General features: G+C 49.3%; 16 protein-coding genes. 7 read left to right on the forward strand and 9 right to left on the reverse strand.

What is annotated here, in order from left to right; translation table 11 throughout:
• Nucleotides 1–2: 2 nt before the first annotated feature.
• From ACFSUS_RS19315 to ACFSUS_RS19340, 6 genes are all read left to right on the forward strand, one after another.
• Nucleotides 3–281 (forward strand): DUF5615 family PIN-like protein, encoded by a 279-nt coding sequence (locus ACFSUS_RS19315; RefSeq protein ID WP_381525380.1) that lies wholly within the window; start codon nt 3–5, stop codon nt 279–281.
• Nucleotides 282–379: 98 nt separating this feature from the next.
• Nucleotides 380–520, forward strand: coding sequence for a hypothetical protein (locus ACFSUS_RS19320; protein WP_381525381.1), 141 nt, complete (start codon nt 380–382; stop codon nt 518–520).
• 98 nt (nt 521–618) lie between these two features.
• The gene (locus ACFSUS_RS19325) at nt 619–1,377 is read left to right on the forward strand and encodes a hypothetical protein (RefSeq protein ID WP_381525382.1); all 759 of its coding nucleotides are present in this window, start codon (nt 619–621) and stop codon (nt 1,375–1,377) included.
• A gap of 91 nt (nt 1,378–1,468) precedes the next feature.
• Nucleotides 1,469–2,809, forward strand: coding sequence for a xylose isomerase (gene xylA / locus ACFSUS_RS19330; protein ID WP_381525383.1), 1,341 nt, complete (start codon nt 1,469–1,471; stop codon nt 2,807–2,809).
• 62 nt (nt 2,810–2,871) lie between these two features.
• Nucleotides 2,872–3,090 carry a PLDc N-terminal domain-containing protein gene (locus ACFSUS_RS19335; RefSeq protein ID WP_381525384.1) on the forward strand — a complete coding sequence of 73 codons (219 nt, stop codon included), beginning with the start codon at nt 2,872–2,874 and terminating at the stop codon, nt 3,088–3,090.
• The gene (locus ACFSUS_RS19340) at nt 3,087–3,554 is read left to right on the forward strand and encodes a nuclear transport factor 2 family protein (RefSeq protein WP_381525385.1); all 468 of its coding nucleotides are present in this window, start codon (nt 3,087–3,089) and stop codon (nt 3,552–3,554) included. The genes ACFSUS_RS19335 and ACFSUS_RS19340 overlap by 4 nt, the downstream gene beginning before the upstream one ends.
• A gap of 9 nt (nt 3,555–3,563) precedes the next feature.
• Here ACFSUS_RS19340 and ACFSUS_RS19345 read toward each other — a convergent pair whose 3' ends face one another.
• From ACFSUS_RS19345 to ACFSUS_RS19385, 9 genes are all read right to left on the reverse strand, one after another.
• Complete coding sequence (locus tag ACFSUS_RS19345) at nt 3,564–4,373, reverse strand: enoyl-CoA hydratase/isomerase family protein (protein WP_381525386.1); 810 nt, start codon at nt 4,371–4,373, stop codon at nt 3,564–3,566.
• 99 nt (nt 4,374–4,472) lie between these two features.
• A complete protein-coding gene (locus ACFSUS_RS19350) occupies nt 4,473–7,103 on the reverse strand; it encodes a glycoside hydrolase family 2 protein (RefSeq protein ID WP_381525387.1) in 2,631 nt (876 codons plus the stop codon).
• Between the two features lie 100 nt (nt 7,104–7,203).
• Complete coding sequence (locus tag ACFSUS_RS19355) at nt 7,204–9,057, reverse strand: hypothetical protein (RefSeq protein WP_381525388.1); 1,854 nt, start codon at nt 9,055–9,057, stop codon at nt 7,204–7,206.
• Nucleotides 9,058–9,059: 2 nt separating this feature from the next.
• A complete protein-coding gene (locus ACFSUS_RS19360; protein ID WP_381525389.1) occupies nt 9,060–10,493 on the reverse strand; it encodes an alpha-L-fucosidase in 1,434 nt (477 codons plus the stop codon).
• A 117-nt stretch (nt 10,494–10,610) separates the two neighbouring features.
• Nucleotides 10,611–11,828, reverse strand: a complete 1,218-nt coding sequence (locus tag ACFSUS_RS19365; RefSeq protein WP_381525390.1) for an ROK family transcriptional regulator — start codon at nt 11,826–11,828, stop codon at nt 10,611–10,613.
• Nucleotides 11,829–12,003: 175 nt separating this feature from the next.
• Nucleotides 12,004–13,320 (reverse strand): vanadium-dependent haloperoxidase, encoded by a 1,317-nt coding sequence (locus tag ACFSUS_RS19370; protein WP_381525391.1) that lies wholly within the window; start codon nt 13,318–13,320, stop codon nt 12,004–12,006.
• Nucleotides 13,317–16,700 carry a VCBS repeat-containing protein gene (locus tag ACFSUS_RS19375; protein WP_381525392.1) on the reverse strand — a complete coding sequence of 1,128 codons (3,384 nt, stop codon included), beginning with the start codon at nt 16,698–16,700 and terminating at the stop codon, nt 13,317–13,319. Before ACFSUS_RS19375 ends, ACFSUS_RS19370 begins: the two co-directional genes overlap by 4 nt.
• 103 nt (nt 16,701–16,803) lie before the next feature.
• Entirely contained in the window at nt 16,804–18,405 is a 1,602-nt protein-coding gene (locus ACFSUS_RS19380) for a SusD/RagB family nutrient-binding outer membrane lipoprotein (protein ID WP_381525393.1), read from the reverse strand.
• Between the two features lie 8 nt (nt 18,406–18,413).
• Nucleotides 18,414–21,536 carry a SusC/RagA family TonB-linked outer membrane protein gene (locus ACFSUS_RS19385; RefSeq protein ID WP_381525394.1) on the reverse strand — a complete coding sequence of 1,041 codons (3,123 nt, stop codon included), beginning with the start codon at nt 21,534–21,536 and terminating at the stop codon, nt 18,414–18,416.
• Nucleotides 21,537–22,209: 673 nt separating this feature from the next.
• On the opposite strand from ACFSUS_RS19385, the gene ACFSUS_RS19390 reads away from it, so the two are divergent.
• Complete coding sequence (locus ACFSUS_RS19390) at nt 22,210–22,665, forward strand: cold-shock protein (protein WP_381525395.1); 456 nt, start codon at nt 22,210–22,212, stop codon at nt 22,663–22,665.
• Nucleotides 22,666–22,716: the final 51 nt, after the last annotated feature.

Below are 22,716 nucleotides of genomic sequence, written 5' to 3' on the forward strand. Positions count from 1 at the left end.
GGATGAAGTTTTTGCTTGACGTAAACATACCCCCCTCCCTGAGAGAAAGCCTAAAGACGCATGGTCATTCCTATCGCTGGGTACCTATCTGTATGTCCCCAACAACAAGCGACACAGATATTATCCAAGAAGCAATTTCCACCGGAGAAGTAATTCTAACCCATGACACCGATTTTGGCACCTTACTTTCATTTCTCGGTACCAAGGAACCGTCAGTCGTTATATTTCGGATCGACAAGATCAATGCCCTTTTGTTCTTCAATTTATTGATTGTTAATTGATCGCTCATCAGCTACCCTTTGGAGGAAGGAGCGTTAATAATTTTTGAAGAGGATAAGTTTCGCATTCGGAATGCTACCCATAAAAAATAGATAAGCCAATGACCTCTGTCTATGATAAACTTAGCTACAAAACCCAGACCGAGATCAATGTCATTAGTCCACTGGCTAAGTTTTCATATATGGTTAAATATGTCGAGAAGATGACTCGTCAAAAGAATTGGGCCATGACCATACCGTGAAAAATAAGTTGAGCCAGGCTGAAATATCTAAGCAAAATTTAATATTGAATCAAGTAAACATATTTCTTCATACGTTTATTTTAGCTCAAAAAACGGTTATGAAAACGCTAAATCTATTTATTGTGTGCATAGTCACCCTGACGGCCTGCACACCGAAAGCGCAGCTGGTAACACTGCGTGGCAATAACGTTCAACCAGCGCCAGAAGGATTGGTGCTGGATAATGATACGCTGACACTCCGCTACAACTTTTCGAGCGAACGCGGGCAAATGCACATCTCGCTGGTCAATAAACTCAACAAGCCTTTGTACGTTGACTGGAAGCGCTCAGCCTTTATTATCGGGCAGGACAAGCTGGATTATTGGTACGACGTAGCGGATGTCAATCTGGCGACGTCATCGTTCTCGCCCTGGTATGGTCGGTACAGAATCGGATCGATTACCGGCACGATTACGAAGGACGATCCCGTTACGTTCATTCCACCTCAAACGAAGATCGACAAGCAACAGTTTGTCGTGTTTCCGAATGGAACGCTGCGACTACCTGGGAAGCCAGAAGTCGTGGAGGAAAAATCGGTTGTAAACCCAAGTCGCAAAAAGCCAATAGCCATTAGCGTTTTCAACTACTCAGTGGATCAATCTCCGTTTCAGTTTCGGAACTACCTGACGCTTTCAACAGACAAAGATTTCAAGAACGAGTTTGTCATTGATACCAAGTTCTGGGCCTCGGATGTGCGGGTATTACCTATGGGGCAAATCACTGGTGTTATGGTACAGCCCTACGAAGGTGGTACGTACACGGTTGCCAAACCATTTAATAAACCCGACGGATTTTACATTCCTCTACCAATCGAATAGCAAAAAGGAGACCTTAAACATCTCAATATAGTTGACAAGGTCCCAAAGGTATCTGACCTTTGGGACCTTATTTGTCTTAAACCCAATACGCATGTCTCAACTTAACCTCACGCTCGGCGATAAAGCGTATTTCCCGTTTGTCTCAACACCTATTGCCTACGAAGGCCGCGACTCCGACAATCCCTTAGCATTTAAGTTTTACGATACCAACCGGACCATCCTGGGTACGCCCATGAAAGATCTGTTCCGGTTTGCGGTCGCTTACTGGCATACCTTCGTCGGTACAGGTGGCGACCCCTTTGGGCCAGGTGTGAAACATTTCCCCTGGGATGGGAACCCCGACCCGTTAGCCGCTGCCCACGACAAGATGGATGCTGCTTTCGAGTTTATTACTAAAATCGGCATGGAGTACTACTGTTTCCACGATGTAGACGTAGCGCCCGAAGGAAAATCTAACGCCGAATTTGAAGCGAACTTCCGTAAGATTGTTGACTACGCCAAGCAAAAGCAGGCTGCCAGTGGCGTGAAACTACTCTGGGGAACGGCCAACCTGTTTTCGCACGAGCGCTATATGAACGGTGCTTCAACCAACCCTGATTTTCACGTATTGGCGCACGGTGGCTGGCAGGTGAAGAATGCCATCGACGCGACTATTGAGTTGGGTGGACGGGGTTACACGTTCTGGGGTGGTCGCGAAGGCTATATGTCGCTGCTGAACACGAACATGAAGCGTGAAACAGAGCACCTGGGCAAGTTCCTCCAGATCGCGCGGGACTACGCCCGGAAGCAAGGTTTCACCGGTTCGTTCTACATTGAACCGAAGCCAATGGAACCGACGAAGCACCAGTACGATTTTGATGCGGCTACGGTAGTTGGCTTCCTGAACCGCTACGGCTTGCAGGATGATTTTGAGCTGAACCTCGAAACCAACCACGCGACGCTGGCCAACCATACGTTCGCCCATGAACTGCAGGTAGCGATTGATAACAACATGCTGGGCAGCATTGACGCAAACCGGGGCGACTACCAAAACGGTTGGGATACCGACCAGTTTCCGGTAGACGTATACGAGCTAACCGAAGCCATGCTAATTATTCTGGAAGCGGGTGGTTTCAAGTCAGGTGGCGTAAACTTCGACGCGAAAACCCGCCGAAATTCAACCGACCTGGAGGACATCTTCATTGCCCACATCGGCGGTATGGACACATTTGCCCGAGCTGCTATTGCCGCCGAAGCCATCCTGGAGAAGTCACCTTACAAGAAGATGCGGGCAGAACGCTACGCCAGCTACGATTCGGGCGAAGGCGCTCGTTTTGAAAAAGGTGAGCTGACACTCGAAGACCTGCGCCAGTTTGCGCTCGACAACGGTGAGCCGAAGCAGATCAGCGGCAAGCAGGAGTTATACGAAATGATCGTTAATCAGTATATTTAGGTTGCCGAACCAGACCTATAAGGTTTTTATAATCTTATAGGTCTTTATATAAATTAATTACAATGTATACATTCATGGGTTTAGGCGGTCAGGAACTGCTGATTATATTTATTGCTTTAGGGGTATTCACTTTATTACCTATCATAGCCCTCGTGGATGTAATTCGAAGTGATTTTCGTGGCTCAAACGACAAGCTGATCTGGGTGCTTGTCATCCTTTTTTTGAATTTAATCGGTGCCTTACTTTATCTGATCATCGGCCGTAACCAGCGCATTGCATGAAACACCTTTTTACAATCATCGGGCTACTTTTAACTATTCCTGTCGTGGCTCAGTCTAATGACGAAGCCGCCATAAAAGTAACTATTAACCTTCTGTTTGATGGCATGCGTAAGGGCGATTCAACGCAGATCAAAAACGCATTTACCTCCAACGCTACGTTGCAGACAATCGTTAAAACCAAGGAAGGTGATGTCTCGGTCCGCAACGATGACATTCGAAAGTTTGCGGCTTCGGCTGTCAAGTACCCGCCCATGACACTTGACGAGCGGCTATCTGGTATGGAGGTAAAAGTTGACGCTGAACTGGCAACCGCCTGGACACCGTACGTCTTTTATTTTCAGGATAAAAAAAGTCACTGTGGCGTTAATGCCTTTACGCTTGTGAAAACAAACGGTAATTGGCACATCCAGAACATCATTGACACCCGCCGGAAAGACACCTGCCCGGACCTGCCCAAGCCTTAACTACGTTCCCTACCACCTAGGCTTTCGTTTCTCGACAAAAGCGGCCATACCTTCTTTCGCGTCGGGTGTTTGCTGAAGCTTGACAAACTGCTCATACAAGTAAGCCTGCTGCTCATTCGACGGCAGGCTTTTTAATTGCTGATATGCCCGCAAACCGAACTGCATGGCTGTTGGTGAGAATTGTTTCAACTCATCCGTTAAGCGGTTAATTGTGGCGTCCAACTCATTTGCGGAAACAACCTCCGTCACCAGTCCAAGCGTAAGCGCTTCGGCAGCAGAAAGTGTCCGGGCACGCAGGCACAGGTCGAGAGCTGTTCGAGCGGGCATGATATCGAGCAATACGGCCAGCACCTGAAACGGGAATAGACCGCGCTTTACCTCGGGTAAGCTGAAGGTAGCCGAATCAGTCGCCACGACATACGTACTACCGCCTATTAGCAAAAAGCCACCGGCATACACCGGCCCTTGCACGCGTGCGATGCAGGGCTTGTGCAGGTTGGCTAGTAACTCGCCCAGGCGAACTGGTCCTGATGGTTCAGGAACGGTAGCTGTCTCAGTATCGCCCGCCGACAACGCTTTCAAGTCCATACCCGCGCAAAATGTGTCGCCCGCGGCCGCTAAGATAACCAGCCAAACCTCCGGCGTGTAATGGGCATACGCCAGGGCGAAAGCCAGTTCGTTAAGCATCGGCGGATTAAGCGCGTTCTTCTTTTCGGGTCGATTCAGCGTAATCGTCAGCACATGGTCTTCCAGCGACGTGAGTATGTATCGAAAGCCACTGGACGGTAACTGAGTGGTTTGATTGGCGGTATAAAGCATAGGGAATACTGAAAACTGCATACGAATAGCAAAAGCCGAAGCTAGTACGATTTAGCTTCGGCTTTATGAGGTAAGGCACTACTTCGATTTACTGGAAGCTCATTTGACCGAAAAAAACTGCTCGGCTACGTTCCAGCCTTCCAACGAAACCATCGGCATATCAGCGGTTGGCGTGTATTCCATAGTGATCACTTTCTCCTCGCCAGGTAGTACCGACACGTAGTTATCGTTGTAGAACACGGGTAGTATGCGTTTTTTCGTCTGAGAGTTTACCAGCGATAGGCGGTTAAAGAAAGCAACCGGATTACCCGCCGGATTCTTAATGGTCACCTCAATCTTACTCTTACTGCTCGAGCGAGCATTTACCTGAACAGTAGTCGGAGTAAGCTTCTGCAAACCCGAGTGAGTACCGTTGGCATCGGTAAGCCAGTATAGATTTTCGCTGACGATCTGCTTGTTCAGGTCGAGCAGCCGGAGCGACAAAAACAGCCCTTTGTCTTTAGCCAGCGGCTTGAGCGCTTTACCAATCGGAATATACGGTCGAATAAGCGTAGGACCAATTTCTGAAAAGACCTGGGTCAGCGTACTGTCTTTACCCGCCATGTCATACACCTTAACAACCATCATCATATCGCGGTGAAATTTGAACGTGTTGTTGGCCACCATCACCATGCTGTCAACCGGGTTGTACATGATATGCAGCGGCTCACTGCCGTTGTGCAGACCATACAGACAAGCATTCGGGTCGAGGTAATAATCGTACATCTGGCCCCGCAGAGCTGTCCAGGGGTTTTGGGTCTTCCAGATGATAACGCCCGTGTACCAGTCCCACATGTGGGCGCTAAACCCTTCCATCAAGGCCCGGTATTGATCGTAGTTGACCAGCTGTGCTTTTTTGGCGAAGTCGCGTACGCTGGTGGCACGACCGTAGGGTTCAATGGCCGCGTCATAACCAATGTATTTGTGGTAATCCCAAACCGAATCAACTTTAGCTCCTTTATCCTTTACATACTCCGGAGCAACCATATTTTCCTTGGGAAGAAACCGCTCCAGCGACTCGTAGTCCCCGACGCCCACTGAACCAACCTCCGAATTGAACGGCCAGGTACGGTACGACCAGAACCGCTCAATGGGCTGAATACCATAGGGTCCATCGCCATTCCCGCCCAGAAAGTTATACGACATGTCGTCGGAGTTGGAGTAATCGATAAACCAGCGCGTACCATCGAGCGCAGGCAGGATTGAATCGCGCAGGGGCGTCATGATGTCGCCGGGTAACGTAATTTCGTTACCTCCGCACCAGATCGCCAGCGAAGGGTGATTGCGGATCATTTTGATCTGATCGGCCGCCGATCTCAGGAAGAGTTTATGATCGTCGGGGTATTTTCGACGGGTCCACTGGTCGTCTTTTTTCATGGGATCAACCCAGCGGCCATTGCAGTCGCCCGATCCCCAGAAGTCCTGCATCACCAACAAACCATACTTGTCGCAGGCCTGATAAAACTCGGGGCGCTCTACCAAAGCACCACCCCAGATCCGGATTAAGTTCAGGTTCATGTCGCGGTGAAACCGGATCTCGGCATCGTATCGGTCGGCCGAGAAACGTAGCATGGCATCCGAAATAATCCAGTTGCCTCCCTTCACGAACACCTTCTGCCCGTTGACCGACACCTGCTTACTACGTGTAGTCGTGTTCCATTCGGTCTGAATCTCACGAACGCCCACTTGCAATGTTTCTTCATCTGATATCGCTTTAGCTGCGGTCAAAAACTGCATTCGGAGCGGGTAAAGATGCTGCGGGCCATAACCATTAGGCCACCATAATTTCGGGTTAGCCAGCGTCAACGCAGGTAGTTCGACCGTCACCGTGCTACGCGGGGCAAGGCTCACTTTCTGGGTTACCGTATGGCCGTCCAACACATATTGCAGCACGCCCTGTTGGGGACTAGCGGTCGAATTTTCCAGCTCAGCCGATACACGAACAATAGCGGGCTGCTGGTTACCGTCGGGTTGGCGCTTACCAGGCACCAACGTAATCACATGCGGATTATTAATGCGAACCACGCCCGTTTTCTGAATTGTTACCTTATCCCAAATCCCTGTATTGCGGTCCCGGATGGGCTGAATCCAATCCCACCCAGCAACGTATTGATGAGCCACGTTACGGGCAATGGTTCCGTCGCCACCTTGGCCGCCATTGGGATTACCGACTGGATCAGGCGGATAGACAACAACGGCTAATCGGTTCTGACCGTCGGGCCGTAACAACGACGTGATATTGTACGTCTGCCGGAGAAACATGCCCTGGTGCAGTTTCTGGTTAAGCTTGTTCCCGTTCAGAAACACGTCACAACTGTAGTTAACGCCCCGGAAGTTTAGCCATACCTGCTCTCCAGCTTTAGGCATTTCGCGAAAATCCCTGACAAACCAATACGTGTAGGAATCACGACCAGCGTGGTAAATGTCCGGAATACGCTTGTTGTTCATGCCGTAGAATGGATCGGGCACTTGCTTGTTGGCGAGCAGGGTGGTCAGCACCGTGCCGGGCACCACGGCGGGTTGCCAGCCATTCAGGGAGTACCGTGGACTTGATATGGTACTACCGTTATCTTTAACATTACTGATGGATCGGCATTGCCACCCAGCATTCAACTCATACTCGGTTTGCGAATAGACGGCCAGGGGAATCAATAGTAATACGGAAGGTAACCAGCTAGAAAAACGGTTCATTCGTGTGTAGTTGGAATAGGGAAAATTAGCGCAGGACAAGCGCACAGACTTAGTCATTTCAGAAGATAGCTGACGTTTGGATGCATTAACCAATCGGGTGTTAGTTTTTTCCCATCAGGCGTACCGAATCCACGTAGAACAAAGTCAAAGGAGCAGGTTCGTCGGCACCAGACAAGGGCGGCTCCTGCGTTTCGTTGGGCGTTTGCCGATTCGGCAGGTTTCGGTATGGCCCGGTACGTAGTGATAAGCGCTCCACTGATTTCACAGCCTCAGCCAGCGTTATGTCGGTCAGCACGGATTTACTGTCGATTGATAAATCGAACCGGCCTTTGGGTCCTGCTTCAACAGTGCATTTCAGTTCGTACCACTGACCACGCTGATAAGGTTGAATGATGCGCTCCGTAGCGCCGTCGAGTACCACAATGTTTCCTGTTTCGGTAAAGCTTAGCCGTACCGGGCGATTGCCATACCGATCGGTCAGGTCTATTTCCAGCCGACCCGTGTTTTCCGGAGCCGCATACACACGCAGGGCGCACTGGACCCGGCTCCCCTCCTGAAACACCCGAATGGCGCGCGCATAATCATACGGATCGGTATCACGTAGTTCCAGGCAGTTGCCCTCGGAACCGGGTGCTTTCACGACCGTTACGGGCCCCCATTTCGGTGCATAAATATTCCATTCGGGAACGGCTCCAGCCAGCGGGAGCTTGTCGAAGTTCTCCTGGACGGGGCCTTTCACCTGATACCGAACCGGTGTTGGAATGCGGGCGATCCACATATCCTCCTTGTTCATACTATATGACATCCACATGTCCGTACCGGGCGGATTTCCATTACCTTCTTCAATGCCGCGCATGTAGCAAGGCCCGAAATCTTTCCAGCGGCCGGTAAACCGCCGGGGCGGCACTTCGCCCTGCACCAGCAGTAGGTTATCAAAGGTGATTCCATCGTCACCCGTAACGATGGCTAGTGGATAACGATATTGCGTCGTCTCAATGGGATTATAGGAAATGGCGTAACGACCATCTTCGGTTTTCTGTCCCCAGACTTTACCGCCCGACATCAGCAGTGTCGGTACTTTAACCGGCTCCGAAAACGTTTGGCCTTCGTCGGTCGAAAGGGCCGTCAGCGATTTTTTCCACAAGGCGACTACCTGCCCGTCCTTGCGATGGTAATACGACAAGGCCTGACCGGCTTTTTTTGATCCGTAGAAGCCATCTTTCCCATTGTCCTCATCCCACCATTGAAATGTCATAAGTTTATTGGCCAGGAGTGCATCGCAGGCGGCTATGAAGCCAGTATCAGTCGATTTCTTGTAGAATGGATAGCTCGTATTGGTCTCGTTCCAGGTGTTGTAGCTACTGTACCGGATGAAATAAATCGGCCCATACGTACCGTCTTTGTAAGCCTCACGTACGACCCGCCCAATGCCACCCGGCCCGAACGGATCTTCGGTATGTCCGTAGAAGGCCAGCACGAGTAACCGACCGTTTGGTGCTACGTAGAAACCCATGCGCTGGTGCATCATGTATCCTTTGTAGCCCGGTGGAATGGTTACGCCCGGTGGTGGAACATAAGGAGGAAACACAACCTGAGGCTTACTCCACTGACGACCATCGCTCGACGTGGTGATTAATGTTTGACCGGGCGCTACGTGCTCGTCTACCGGATTGCTCAGGTATTGCTGGTAAAACAAGCCATTCCAATAGCAGAGGTTGGGGGCGTGGTTATACGTCCATCCGTGCCCATCGGCCTGTTCAGGATGCGTCCGATTGGCGCGAACGGTCTGCCGGTTTTCAACGCCGATCGCGTACCGGAGCCGGCCTTCGTGCACGGTTGGATCAACCGTTTCGCCACCTACATACCGCACCGGCTCGTGACGGCTTCCTGTCTGCCCACGGCTGCTGATCGATACGATTAACCCGATCAACAAAGTAATTAGTCGGCTGCTCATTGTCAGCTGACTTTAAATACCCAGACCGGTTGGCCAGCCAGTTGTTTACGAATTGACTCGGGAACGGTTACCGTCACACCGTCGGCCGCTTTCTTCCATTTTAGAGACTGTTTGGCACCGAGTACAGTCAACGTTTTGCTCGGTATGATAGGCAACGTAACCGTCGCGGGCAGCGTTGTTTCAGACTCGGCAGGCAAGTAGGAGGCATAGGTAGCGTTGCTATTCTTCGTGAACGCCCACTGCCCTTGCCGATAGGGAGCCACGGGCTTGGTGCCGTACACCGACTCGCTGTTGATCTGCATCCAGCTGCCAATTTCGTTGAGCCGTTGATAAGCTTCCTCGTGCCACTCGCCGTCAGGACCAGGGGCAATATTTAGCAGTAGGTTCCCATTTTTCGCCACCACATCGACCAGGGTCTGAATAAGTTTACGCGCTGATTTAAAATTCTCTTTCGGAATATACGACCAGCTATCACCCATAGTCATGCAGCTCTCCCAGGGAATAGGCATGTAGTGATCCGGAATTTGTTGCTCGGGGGTTACGTAGTTTTCAAATTCGCCCGTTACGGTGCGGTCAACAACCAACAAACCCGGTTGGTGCTGACGGGCCATACCGGCAATGCGCGCCATGTCGATATCCTGATTATACGGAATGGTACGCTGCCAGCTGATTGTCGAATCAATGGTGTTGAACGGACGCACCCAGCCCCCGTCGAGCCAAAGAATATCAACTTTACCATAACCCGTCATCAGCTCCTGAATCTGGTTGTAGGTAAAATCGGCGAATTGCTTCCATTCGTCGGGGTACTTTTTCGGGTCGTAGTTGACGTTACGGTCTTTGGGCGGCCAATAGGGTTTCCAGTAGTGTTCGTTGTGCCAGTCGGGTTTTGAGAAATACGTGCCCACCATGAAATTTTGCTTCCGGAATGCATCGAGCACCTCTTTCGTCGCATTGCTTTTCGGATTTGAGGAGAACGGTGTTTTCGAGCTGGTGATCTTATAATCCGTCTGCTTCGTATCGAACATGCAAAAGCCGTCGTGGTGCTTGGTCGTAAAGATCATGTATTTCATACCCGCCGTTTTAGCCGCCTGCGCCCAACGGTCAGGATTGAATTTAATCGGGTTAAACGTCGTCTGCAGGTTTTCGTAAGCTTTTTTGTACTCGTACCAGTTCGCCGACGCGGGTCCCTTCCGTTCGCACCAGCCTTCGTCTTCGGGGCAGAGCGACCACGACTCCACAATACCCCATTCGCTGTACGTTCCCCAGTGCATCAGTAAGCCAAATTTTACCTCCTGCCACAGATCCAGTTTTTGCTTCACCTGAACATCTTTGGGCCAGACGTATTTGCTGTGATTTTGCTCCGAATGCTGCTGCGCTAACGCAGTAATGCCTACTACTAACAAAGGTAGAAGCAGCGAATAATGACTAATTTTCATGGTAGCGTGAACTTATTAGATACAATTTGGGCAACACGAAGGGCTATGATCTGATACACACGCAGATCATGCCAACTATAAAAAACGACAACCTTTCCCTGTAGAAACAACTACTAGCTAAGGTATTAGCTCTTTTTCCAGCAAATTTTGTATGACGTAAGCCTGAGTGCCGTACAGCTTTGCCATTTCGCCAAGCTTTGACAGCTCGATGCTTAAGTTATCGCGGTAGTTGAGCAGGCAGTATTTAGCAATAGCCTGCTCAATGGGCCGCGTAATGGCCTTTCGGGCCGTGGCTAGTATGCCATTGACAATAATCAGTTCGGGATTGAACAAATGAACGGCCGTTGACAAACCTCGCCCGAGTTCGTTACCTACATCGCTCAGTAAGTCAATGCAGAACGCGTCACCGGCATTGGCTTTATTGATGATCGTTTCGATGTCGATAGAGTCTGGATCGACTTCGGCCAGTAGTGACACCTGCCCGTTTTCCAGAAATGTTTTCGCCCGTCGAATCAGCGCCGATGCCGAGGCTACCGTATCCAGACAGCCAACTTTACCGCAGGTACATAAATCGCCTTCGGACCGCACCTGAATATGGCCTAGCTCGCCCGCAAAGCCGGCCGAGCCCTGCAAAATATCCCCGTTGGTAATCACGCCCAGGCCAATTCCCCAGTCAATGTTAATGGACAAGACGTGTTTTTTTCCTCTGGCCAGCCCAAAGTGATGCTCTCCCAGAATGGTAGCCTGGGTGTCATTGATAAAGTAGACCGGCGCGTCGTTGAACGCCGTTTGTAACTGATGATTTAAAGACAGCTCCGGCTTGTTAATACTGGGATACGTATAGTTGATGCCTTGTTGAGGATTTACCAGACCGGGTAAGGCGGCACCAATTCCAATTACCTGAAGATTCTTTTGATTAAGCTCCTGTGCCAGTTGCTCCAGCGGTTCAGAAAGGACATGTAGTAAAGACGCCGAATTCTCTAACCGCAGGTTAATATCCAGCCGGTGAACGACTTCATTGGCCAGGTTAAAGACTAGTAGCTTGGTATCATGCACGTTGATGTCGACCACGACCGTTACGTACCGATTGACATCGAGCGCAAACAGAGATGGTTTCCGGCCAAACTGCGCCGTTCCGGTACCGATTCCCTGCACCCATTGCCCGCTGCTTAACTCATCGATCAGCGCGGTAGTCGACGGAATACTGGTATGTAACAACCTGGCCAACTGCGCAATGGTGTGCGATTTAGATTGGTACAGTTCACTAATAATTCGGCGTTTAAGCTTATTTTTCTTCGTGTCAATGACAGAGAAAATTACATTATCCTGCATCATGGCATACTAATTCAGTTCCACCGGTCTTCAGCCGGCTTGATTGTCGGTTCAGGGTAAAGGGCCGCCTGCGCCACACTATAATGGGTGTTGCAGGCTACGCTTATTATGTCTTACTTGTGCGGACATTAGCCGCATTTTGTTTTTATACAAAGTGATTGACACCCAACGCTACGGCCTAAAAAGCGGACGCAACCCCTGCTTTCTTTAATTTATCAACGATAAAAGTACCAATTGCTTTTCCCTGCAATTGCCCATTCTCAATGGCATCCCGGTAATGAATGCCACCGTACAAACGGGAAATGGCAGCTTCTTCAGCTGCTTGCCTGAAGGAAGCAAATTTTCGTTCAGGCAGTTCAAATATGGTCTCCGTAGTATCAGTAAATGAAAAATCAGTACCAATCAGATAGGTCAATAATTCGGCGGCAGCCGTCGAAATAACACTATGGCCGCTCGTGTACTCCGGAAACGGGGGCGTCTGTAACAACGGTTGCCAACGAGGATTGATGTAGCGGTTAATCGCTGTTTCGGGACGGATTCGGTTGCTTCGATACTTCTCGTCCCAGCAGCTGATAAAGGCGTCCATCAACGTCATAGCGACCAACGAGTGAACCATCACGGCTTTATCAAAAGAGAGTTTTGCTTTGCTTACCGCAATGCTTGTGATGTTCATCCAATGACCACCGGGGCTTATCTTTTTAAAGCCGATTGACATGTGGCCCGACGTGTTGATCGCAAACGGATTGCAGTCCCAATACGAGGCAATAAATCGTTGTTCAGGCGTTAAGGTACGCCCTACCTGATATACGTTATAGGCCAATTTGTAAAACGTACTGGTTGTATCCTTGCTGAATGCAACGGGAGGTTTAGGCTTGAACTGCCCACAAGAATCCAGCAGCATAGGTCGGATGGTTTTCCAATGCGGTTCAATCGCTTCAATGTAGCCCGGTGGTGTCGGGTACCAGTACCCATCGGCTTTCGTAGGTCGGTATCGGAGTCTGGCGCTCAGTTTCGAGTAGTTATCAGCCGCAGCATACGCCATGATTTTCTTGGCTACCGCCTGCGCCATGAGTACCGATTGCTGAATGATCGGCTCGCTGTAGTTCTTAGTTCTCACTTCCTCAAGAAACTTGGTCTCTTCCTCTTCCAGCATTGAACCCGAAGGAAGAATCAGTCGTCCGGTTTCGAGTATGCAATACAAAGCCGCAATTTGATAATCGTAGGGCTTGGTTGCATCGAGTTCTATTTTGCCGAAATCACGCGCCAACCGAGTGGGCGATACCACCGTTTTCTGCTGTTGAGCCACAATTTCATGAGCACCCAGCAAGCAATATGCATAGAACCGACTAGCCGCGGGTGGGTTAACTACGTCATGAATCATCACCATCGTGACCGCAAACACCGTCGGCTGAAGCCGGGTACTAAGGTCTTGTTTAGGTGCTCCACCGTGTGCAAGACCGCTCAGCAACACGCAGATGATCAGGAACCGCTTCATGGCTTTACTTTTCTATACGCTTGAAGTGGTTGATTAAAAGCCCCGATAATCACGTACGGTGTCTGCTTAACGCGTAGCTCAATAGCGGACTTAACGTCGCCGATAACGGATAAACCAGCGCGAGATTGGGTGACGTACCGAAACTCCCCTTTGCCGTCGCCAGTCAATAGGCAGCCGTAATTAGCGTCCATAGCACCCAGCTTTAACCGGTTGTCTGACTTATTGCCCAGCAGTAGCAAATCCTGATGGCCGTCCTGGTCGAAATCGTCGATCAGGATGTTCGTTACGGGAGCGAACTGCGCTTGCAGCGGCAATACGTGTTTTTCGAACTGCCCCGCCTTGTTCAAAAAGCAAATTGTATGGCATTCGGTAACGGTCAGCTTCCTGGCCGAGGCTAGTTCTTCGGCCGTGAAAATGTTGGTCAGCGTAGCGTTTGCGTAATCTTTGTAGTAGCCAAACCGCTTACGCATGGCGTAAATCTGATCATTCAACTCATCGCGACTGACAAACGGGTAAGGCTTTCCCTGAACGTAGAAACAGAAAAAAGGATCGATAGAACCGTTGTTGTCGAAATCGGCGTAGTACAAGTCAGCAGGCTCCTGCTGAGAAAATTTGATCTGTGAATTCGTACCTAAATTACCAGCAATGATGTCTTTTTTGCCATCGCCATTGACGTCGGCCACGCGTAGCGAATGCCAGAATCCGTGTAATGACTCCGCGAAAAACTGCTCTGTTTTGTCGACAAAGCCGGTCTTTACATTCTGATATACCTTAATCGGCATGAACTCGCCACATACCACCAGATCAGGCCGGTTATCGCCGTCCATGTCAGCCCACTGCGCATCGGTAACCATACCAACGCTGGAGAACGGGGCGCTAATGAGGTTAAACTGCCCTTTCCCAGTATTTTCGAGCAGGTAAGACGGTGGCGTTTCGGGATAACGGCCCGGAATAATCCGGCCGCCAACGAACAGATCTATGTCGCCATCGCCATCGAAGTCAGCCGGCCGTACGCAGGATTTGCTGCTCGCGCTGAGGTTGGGCAAAGGCGTTGCCGACAAACGGAAGTTACCCCGACCGTCGTTGATATATAGCTCATCCTGCAACGAGGCAGTATTGGGCTCAAACAATGAGTAGCCGCCCTTCGCTACGTATAAATCGTCGTAACCATCCCCATTGGCGTCAAAGAACGCAGCCGCCACAATGGCTGACACTGATTCGTCGCCGATGACCAATCCATCTATCGGCTTAAAAGAACCGTCTTTCTGCTGAGTCCAGATGCTCCCCTTTTTCTGTTGGTCACCACTGATGAACACGTCCTCCAGGCCGTCCTTATTGACATCGCCCTTGGCGAGCACCGGCCCCGTGTGCGAGTACATCCACAACATGAGTGGCTGGCGTTTAAAGTCGTTTTCGGTATACCCCTCATGCTTAAGCGCAAGAACAGTTTCTGCTTTCGAAAAAACGGTGGTTATTGTTTTCTGAGCAACCGACGCCTTCATTTTGGACGTAGCCTGCTGCACAACCAAAAGTTGATTAATGGCTACCTGAGTCAACTTTTGAATGGACTGGTCAGGCCAGATAACATTGATCGAGTCAATAACCCTGGCCGCTCCAACCCCAAAGTGTAATGTGAGCGGCTGGCTTGACAGATAGCCTCTCACCGGACTCAACTCCTGGTATTGTAAATTTCCGTTGGTATAAACCGTTACTTTCGCACCTAGCGCCTGTTTGTTGCCAGCAGTGGGTATTAATTTAAGCTGAATGTACGCGTTTTGGGCCTGTTCACGGGCCATGTTCTGGTAGACGAAGGCAGGTTCGTTAATGTTGTTAACGATCAACTCCAGGTCACCGTCATTATCCAGGTCAGCATAGGCCGCCCCGTTTGAGATCGACGGTGTTTCGATACCCCATTCTCGCTGCCGGTTTTTAAAGGTGATGTCTTTATTATTGCTAAAAATATAGTTCGGCAGCTTAGTCGACGGCATGGCCTTCACTAGATCCATAAGCTGCACCGACTCGCGGTTGATGGCTTTCTTGATTTTGTAATCGCCCCAGTATCGTAGAAAATCTTTGTTCGTGTAGTCACGTAAATAGCCGTTCGTGATAAACAAGTCCTTATAGCCATCGTTATCAAAATCGGCCAGTAACGGTGCCCAGCTCCAGTCGGTGTTAGAAACGCCTGCGGCTTGCGCAACTTCACTAAATGTTGGTACGCCCGGTCCGTCGCTACGGTTGCGGCCGTCACCGTTGTTCAGTTGCAGCATGTTCCGCATGTATTGCTTCTGCAAGTTTTGCTGCACCATCAGCTCGAACGACTCGTAATTTTCCTGAAGCTGTAAGAGTTTTTGCCGACGGTTATCCTCCGGTAGCATATCTAACGACATTACATCGGGGAACCCGTCGTTGTTGACATCGGCAATGTCGACCCCCATCGAAAACTGCGCCAGGTGCCGAAAACACTGTTGCGTTTCGTCACGGAACGTACCGTTCCGCTGGTTGATGTAGAGGTAATCAGGTTCGTTGTAGTCGTTGGTTACGTAGATGTCCGGCCAGCCATCCAGGTTAATGTCCGCCACGGCCATACCCAGCCCAAATGTCAGTGGAAACTGGTAGATGCCTGCTTTTTGGGTTACGTTGATAAAGCGCCCTTTCTGATTTTCGAGTAATTTATTCCCGGCCAGCTCGTCGGTTTCGCCGTGTAGCTTAGCCAGCTCCATGTTGTCGTATTTCTTTACATTATGGTGGAGCAGAAATACATCGAGGTCCCCATCTTTGTCGTAGTCAAAAAACGTAGCCTGCGTGTTATAACCAGCATCGTCTAAGCCGTATTGTTTCGCTTGTTCAACAAAGTGTAACGAGGTTCCTTTCGCGCTGCTCTGATTGATAAACAGCTGATTTCGACGCTTACCCCCATCGACTTTCCCCGAGTAGCAAACGTAAATATCCAACAAGCCGTCGCCGTTCACATCGGCCATACTCACGCCCGTTTTCCAGGCACCTTCGCGACCGCCCAGCCCCTCTCCGGCTTCGGCAGTAACGTCTTTAAATTTTAACCCGCCCAAATTCAGGTAGAGCTTATTCGGTTTCATGTTGGCGGTAAAGAACACGTCCTGCAAGCCATCATTATTCAGATCGCCCACGGCCACCCCGCCCCCATTAAAGAAGTATTCATACGCCAGTACGTTCAGGCTTTCAGTTTCGTCAATATCGTTACTGAACGTAATATTCGTTTGCGCGGCAGGCAGTAGTTTAAAGAGAGGAGACTGCGCATTAACTGATGCAATAGAAACGCACAGCGCAGCAAAAACCAGCCGGTAGTTGTAGCTTTTTCGAGAGAGTAGGAAGACAAAATGGTTAAAAAGAGACAGAACGTTCATGCGTAACGTAATACGAAAAACTGCTGGTTGCTAACAGTTTATAAAATTAACAGAAAAAGAGTAAGGGGCCATTAAGCCCCCTACTTTACCCTGTTTGTCTTACTTACTTATCCCACCAAACGCGGGCAACCCAGTTGTCTCCTCCTGCTAGCCGACCAGCCGCCGTCTGGTAATTGGCGGTGTTCAGGGTGGCTTCGGTAGTCGGATAGGGTTGCCGACGCGGAATGGCACCTCCTGAGAAGTTACCTACGTAATTGACCGGTGTAAGCGCCGGGAAACCCGACCGCTTCCAGTTGTTCCAGGCTTCCGAGTAGTTCATCATCAAACCGGTTGTCGCCCAGTATTGCTCGTTGATTTGCTTCAACGCGTTCGCTGCTACCAACGGATTTGCATCTGCATAGGCCGTAGCCGTAGCTGCGTCTATCGTAGCTGCAGCTCCATATCTCGAGAGTGCCAGAATACCGGCGATCAATCCGTTTCTGTAGTGTTGAGCAGCGGTACCTGTCACGGTATAGCCACGGGTAGCGGCTTCTGCCAGGAGCAATTCCGTTTGAGCATACGTCAGCACAAATAAGGGAGCACTCCGGTTCCGGTAGATCAGCGTCGGACGCGAATATTTGCCAATGGCGGTTACGTCCGCTCCTGCACCCGTTCCACCAGGGTACCCCGGTGCCTTGCTGACGTCCGTAGCTCCACCGTTCAGGTCATACCCGTTTGGCAATCCTAGCTGAACACTTGCCGTTGTGTTACCACCGCTGGCCATATCCTGATTAGCAGTTAGACCATCGGCTGGCACTTCAGCAATCTTGCTCAACCGAGGATCGTTGGTCGACTTTAAATAATCGATCATGGTTTTGCTCCAACGTACCTGATAAACATCAGCCGCCGTGCTCAGAGCCGCTCCATTACCATTGCCATAACCATTAGCGTTGTCTGCTATGACATAAGCATCATCGTCTACACTGCTGAAAACTCCACCTGCTGCCGCTTTTTCTGCGTAGGTTTTAGCGGTCGACGGATCAGCTTTTACCAACCGCATGGCCAGCTTTAACATGAGCGAATACCCAAATTTCTTCCACTTGGCCACATCTCCTTTGTAGGGAAACGCATCGTTCGTCGGCAACGCTGCCGATGCGTTGAGCGCTGCCACAGCCGTTTCCAGTCGGCTTAACAGCGATTTGTACGTGCTTTCCTGCGTATCATAGACCGGTAGGGTTGTACCTGCTTTAGCCTGCAATGCCTGGGTATATGGCAAGTCACCGTAGGTATCACTAATGGTCGCCAGACTCTGAACCTGCATGATGATAGCAATACTGTTTAAATTGACTTGAGCGGCATTGCCTTTGGTTAGCTGCTCCATCTCGTAGGCAAAACTGGCGGCTTTGTACCCTTCATTCCACGTACTTGCCAGATATGTGTTTGTATTGCTCGAGATAACATACTTATCACCATTTGAATAATAGTTGGCCCCACCCGACGATGTTGAGGCAAAAATCTGCGCCCACATACTCTGGAACAGGATGGGACCATTGTACCCTGAACTGGAATTTACGTAGTTCCATTGAGCGGTTGGCAACAGTAGATTAGCGTCGAAAGTAGCCGCCGATGCCTTGGTAGGATCGGTATTTAACTGATCAAGATTATCGGTACACGAAACCTGTAAAGCGCCTATTAAAAGAGTTAACGCGATTAGCTTCTTTTTCATAATTGGTTTCATTTAAACTTAATGTTCACGTTAACGCCGTAATTCCGGGCCGATGGCAGGTTAGCCCCTTCTATTCCCGAGTATTTAAGGTTGGCACCGAATGAAGCTTCCGGATCAATATTGTCCGTTTTCTTCATGAGGTAAAAGAGATTACGGGCCACCAGTGAGACGTTTACTCCGCGAATCAATGGCAATTTTTCGAGTACACGAGCTGGAATGTTGTAGCCAAACGTTAGCTGACGCATCTTAATGAAATCACCATCCAGGACGCTGATTTTCGTTACGTTATTCGCCAGCGCTGTGTAATAATCCTGAGCCGTAGCTTTTACCGTATTGGGCGTGTATGTCACATTGTTATCGGTTCCTGTTTGGACAACGCCCGTGGTAATACCCGTTTCACGACCAACCAACGTAGCTTTGTTCAGCCCTCTCCGGTATGAATAGTTTTCCGTTGCCGACAGAATGCTATTGCCGTAATTGTAATCAATCAGGAATGATAGATTGAAGTTACCGAACGAGAAGTCGTTGTTCAGACCACCGTATAACGTTGGCAGTACCGTACCCAAGTTGATCAGCTCACCCCGCACCGGCAGACCCGAAGCATCGACTACGATCTGGCCGTTTGGTGCATACTTATAATCGTACGCCCGAATCTGAGGACCTGCTTCGCCCACCACAAAGGCAGTGATGGCATTGCCTAACGTAGCCCGGTTCTGCCCTAACGAAATAGGGTTGTTGCTAGCGTCAGTTTGCAGAATCCTATTCTTAACAGAAGTCAGGTTGAGCGACACGTTCCACGCCAGTTTAGACGTTTTCAGCGGTGTACCATTTATCTGGACCTCTACCCCCGTATTCTGGGTAGAACCGGTACCAACCACGCCCCTGGCGTAACCCGTTGCCCAGCTGTAGTTGGCTGGCATGATTTCATTCCTAGTCTTTTGCGTGTAATACGCCAGGTCAAAACCGAGTCGGTTACCAAAAAATCGAAGTTCTAACCCAACTTCAACTTCACTTTTGGTAAAAGGCTTCAGAAATAAGTTAGGTAGTTCTTCACTGAAGTTCCCTGTAGCTACCCCGTTGATAGCGTTGCCTACCCCATAATAAACACTAGTTCCATAGGCAGTAGCCGGTTCACCACTCGTCATGGCATAGGAGGCCCGAAGCTTACCGAAGCTCAAATTAGGTATGCGAGCCAGATCAGAGAACACGAACGCTCCCGTCACAGAGGGTGTAAAGATGCTGCGGTTTGCACTGGGCAACGCAGAGTACGTATCATACCGACCTGTCGTACTCAAGGTCAATACGCCTTTGTACCCAAGGTCAACACTGTAATAAGCGGACTGAACTTCTCGGTTCTCTACGTTATAATCCCGGTTGTAGTTAACTACGTTGTTCCAGCTATATAAGTAAGGCAACACAAACGGACCACCGTTGAGCGAAAGTCGTTCATAGTTATTTTTACGAATGTTAGCACCAACCAAAGCGTCAACGGTGAAATCTGGCGTAATCGACTTGTTAACGCCAACTAAAGCATCCACATTAAGCTCAGTACGTTGGGCATTCGACAGTTCATCCAGACCACCTTTGGTTCCATTGGAATAAGCCGTTCCCCAGGGAGTTACTTTTAGGATTCGATCGTTAGCGTTGTCATACCCAATGCGTCCTTGTGCGTAAATCCAGTCAGCAAACTGATACTTGGTAGACACCATTGAGATCAGGCGCTTACGATCCACATTATTAACGAACTGGTTAACCACAAAGTAAGGGTTCGTTACGTACTCGTCATCGCTGAAAATGATCTCCCTCCCTGTGGTTGTGTTGTAGCCTGGTGCCAGTATACGCTGGTCAATGCTGGTGGCTAGTAACACCCCATTGTTCGCGTTCATTGGACCGTCGCTCAGGATGGGCTTGTTCTTGACCCGCTCATCGATGTAGTTGGCTAAAACGCTAAAGCTCAGCTTAGACGTAATGTTCTGATCAACGGTCAGGTTGATGGTTTTCCGGCCCAAGCCACTGTTTTCTATGATAGACTTGTTATCCAGATTCGACAGCGAGAGACGGAAGGCTCCGTTATCACCTCCCCGGGTGACCGAAACCGTATTGGTGAAGTTAGAACCCGTCCGGTAGAAGTTTTTGATATTGTCTTTCTGAGCAACGTAAGGATACTGCTTACCATCGAACTGGGTGATCATCGAACCATCCAGCTTAGCCCCCCAGCTCATGCGACCTGTTTGTTGAGCAGCAGCAATCGTCGCTGGTTTAACACCGCCTACTCCCTGGCCGTACTCATACTGAAAATCTGTAAAATTAACGGGCTGATCAGCGGTGAGATTCATGTTATACTCTACAGCAAAATCACCTTTTTTGCCTCGCTTGGTCGTTACCAGAATAACCCCGTTAGAAGCCCGTGCGCCGTACAACGCCGACGCTGACTGTCCTTTCAAGACCGTCATCGTTTCGATATCGTCCGGGTTGAGGTTACCTAACCCGTCACCGCCATCGGCTCCCCCCCACTCGCCGGCGCTACCCCGCTGGGTGTTGTCCATAGGAACGCCGTTGATAACGATCAATGGCGAACCAGCTGAGTTCATACTGGGCATGCCCCGCATCAGAATCTTAGCTGTTCCACCAGGACCACTGCTCGTACCTTTCACGTTCAGACCCGCTACCCGGCCAGCTAAAGAATTACCGATGTTGGTTTCGCGCGCTTTCGTGAAGGCGGTTCCATCAACCGTGGTTACTGCATAGCCAACCTTGCGAGCATCTTTAGATACACCGAGGGCCGTTACAACCACCTCATCCAGCACCGCTTCGCCCGGAACCAGCTTCACGTCAATAACCGACCGGTTACCTACTGCAATCTCTTGTTTGGCGTAACCTATGTAGGAGAACACTAGTACCGCATTATCATCAGCTACTGTCAGCCGGAATCGGCCACTTCCGTCGGTGTTGGTACCTCGGGTGGTCCCTTTAATAGTCACGGTTGCCCCGGCAACATCATTGCCTTTTTCGTCGGTCACCTTACCGGTAATCTCTTTGTCGATAGCGAACAACGGCGACAGAGCGATTAGCATCCAGGCTCCAAGCAATAGCGCAACCCTTCTGGAAGCTTTTCGTAATTTTTCGTTCATAGGTTTAAATTGGTAGGTTATATAAAAACAACAGCACTTACAAAATAGTGAATCAAGATTGACGCTTAACTGCTTATATCCGTTGGAGAGGCATCATGCAGTAATTACTAGCTACTGACGGATGCTCCCCTCATTTGTCACCAAAAAGAGCGGGTATTTTGTTAAAAATATTCACAGGATAATGCAAAACGTAGATAATTAACTAAAAGTGGCATTTGTGTTAAATCAGTATTTTAGTTTGAAAACGTTAGTTACCTTCTTACATTATTTTGCCAACTCGTGTTTCGGGCAAATATATTATTAATTTTAAAAAAATTTTATAAATGTACCCCATAATATAAATTAAAATTCAATTAACTCCACTCATCATCGCCGACTTAGTAATAAATACTCTTACCAAAACCTCTAAGATATATAGATATGCTAGCCCTAACGATCAACAGAATATCTGAGTTGGGCGAGGTCTAACTAAAGAAATTAAACGTTACTTGACTTTACCTGATAAAAAGAATAACCCAGACAACTTATTTCAACCGCTTATGGTTGAATAAAAGTGTGGCGGGGTATCTGTACACTGGTAATCAGCAGTTCAGATAATCCCGCCACTTTTTTTCAACACGTGCGCTGTATAACATATATAGATAGGGTACGCCACTAAAACACTGATAGGTATATGGGTAGATCGACAGAAACGTTTAGTAAAAAGGAGAAAGAAAAGGTCAAGCAGAAAAAGAGAAAGGATAAAGAAGAAAAAAAAGAAGAGCGAAAAGCTAGTGCCAGCAAAGGGCAAAGCCTTGATCAGATGCTCGCTTACGTCGACGAGAACGGCAACATAACGTCCGCTCCGCCAGATCCGAACAAAAAGAAATCGATAAACACAGAAGACATTCGGATTGGTGTGTCCCGCCAGGAAGCAACTACCCCACAGGATGCTACCAGAAAAGGAGTGGTTACCTTCTTTAACGAATCAAAAGGGTATGGCTTCATTAAAGATCAGGATAACCAGGACAGTATTTTCGTGCACATGAGCGGTCTTATTGACCCAATTAAAGAACACGATAAAGTAACGTTCGAAATCGAAATGACGCCTAAGGGGCAAAGTGCTATTGCTGTTAAAAAAGCAATTTAACGTAGATCGATGAGTCTTCTCTCCACGGCTAACTCGTTCTACGTATTCCTT

This window comes from Spirosoma soli, assembly GCF_042684525.1.
In the GTDB taxonomy this organism is placed as follows: Bacteria; Bacteroidota; Bacteroidia; order Cytophagales; family Spirosomataceae; genus Spirosoma; species Spirosoma soli.

Bases quoted from the DNA above. Each gene is read 5' to 3' on its own strand.
- ACFSUS_RS19335 (WP_381525384.1), top strand. From the start codon at position 2,872: ATGTATACATTCATGGGTTTAGGCGGTCAGGAACTGCTGATTATATTT.
- ACFSUS_RS19320 (WP_381525381.1), top strand. From the start codon at position 380: ATGACCTCTGTCTATGATAAACTTAGCTACAAAACCCAGACCGAGATC.
- ACFSUS_RS19375 (WP_381525392.1), bottom strand. From the start codon at position 16,700: ATGAACGTTCTGTCTCTTTTTAACCATTTTGTCTTCCTACTCTCTCGA.
- xylA (WP_381525383.1), top strand. From the start codon at position 1,469: ATGTCTCAACTTAACCTCACGCTCGGCGATAAAGCGTATTTCCCGTTT.
- ACFSUS_RS19390 (WP_381525395.1), top strand. From the start codon at position 22,210: ATGGGTAGATCGACAGAAACGTTTAGTAAAAAGGAGAAAGAAAAGGTC.
- ACFSUS_RS19340 (WP_381525385.1), top strand. From the start codon at position 3,087: ATGAAACACCTTTTTACAATCATCGGGCTACTTTTAACTATTCCTGTC.
- ACFSUS_RS19355 (WP_381525388.1), bottom strand. From the start codon at position 9,057: ATGAGCAGCCGACTAATTACTTTGTTGATCGGGTTAATCGTATCGATC.
- ACFSUS_RS19315 (WP_381525380.1), top strand. From the start codon at position 3: ATGAAGTTTTTGCTTGACGTAAACATACCCCCCTCCCTGAGAGAAAGC.
- ACFSUS_RS19350 (WP_381525387.1), bottom strand. From the start codon at position 7,103: ATGAACCGTTTTTCTAGCTGGTTACCTTCCGTATTACTATTGATTCCC.
- ACFSUS_RS19380 (WP_381525393.1), bottom strand. From the start codon at position 18,405: ATGAAAAAGAAGCTAATCGCGTTAACTCTTTTAATAGGCGCTTTACAG.
- ACFSUS_RS19370 (WP_381525391.1), bottom strand. From the start codon at position 13,320: ATGAAGCGGTTCCTGATCATCTGCGTGTTGCTGAGCGGTCTTGCACAC.
- ACFSUS_RS19365 (WP_381525390.1), bottom strand. From the start codon at position 11,828: ATGATGCAGGATAATGTAATTTTCTCTGTCATTGACACGAAGAAAAAT.
- ACFSUS_RS19385 (WP_381525394.1), bottom strand. From the start codon at position 21,536: ATGAACGAAAAATTACGAAAAGCTTCCAGAAGGGTTGCGCTATTGCTT.
- ACFSUS_RS19325 (WP_381525382.1), top strand. From the start codon at position 619: ATGAAAACGCTAAATCTATTTATTGTGTGCATAGTCACCCTGACGGCC.
- ACFSUS_RS19345 (WP_381525386.1), bottom strand. From the start codon at position 4,373: ATGCTTTATACCGCCAATCAAACCACTCAGTTACCGTCCAGTGGCTTT.
- ACFSUS_RS19360 (WP_381525389.1), bottom strand. From the start codon at position 10,493: ATGAAAATTAGTCATTATTCGCTGCTTCTACCTTTGTTAGTAGTAGGC.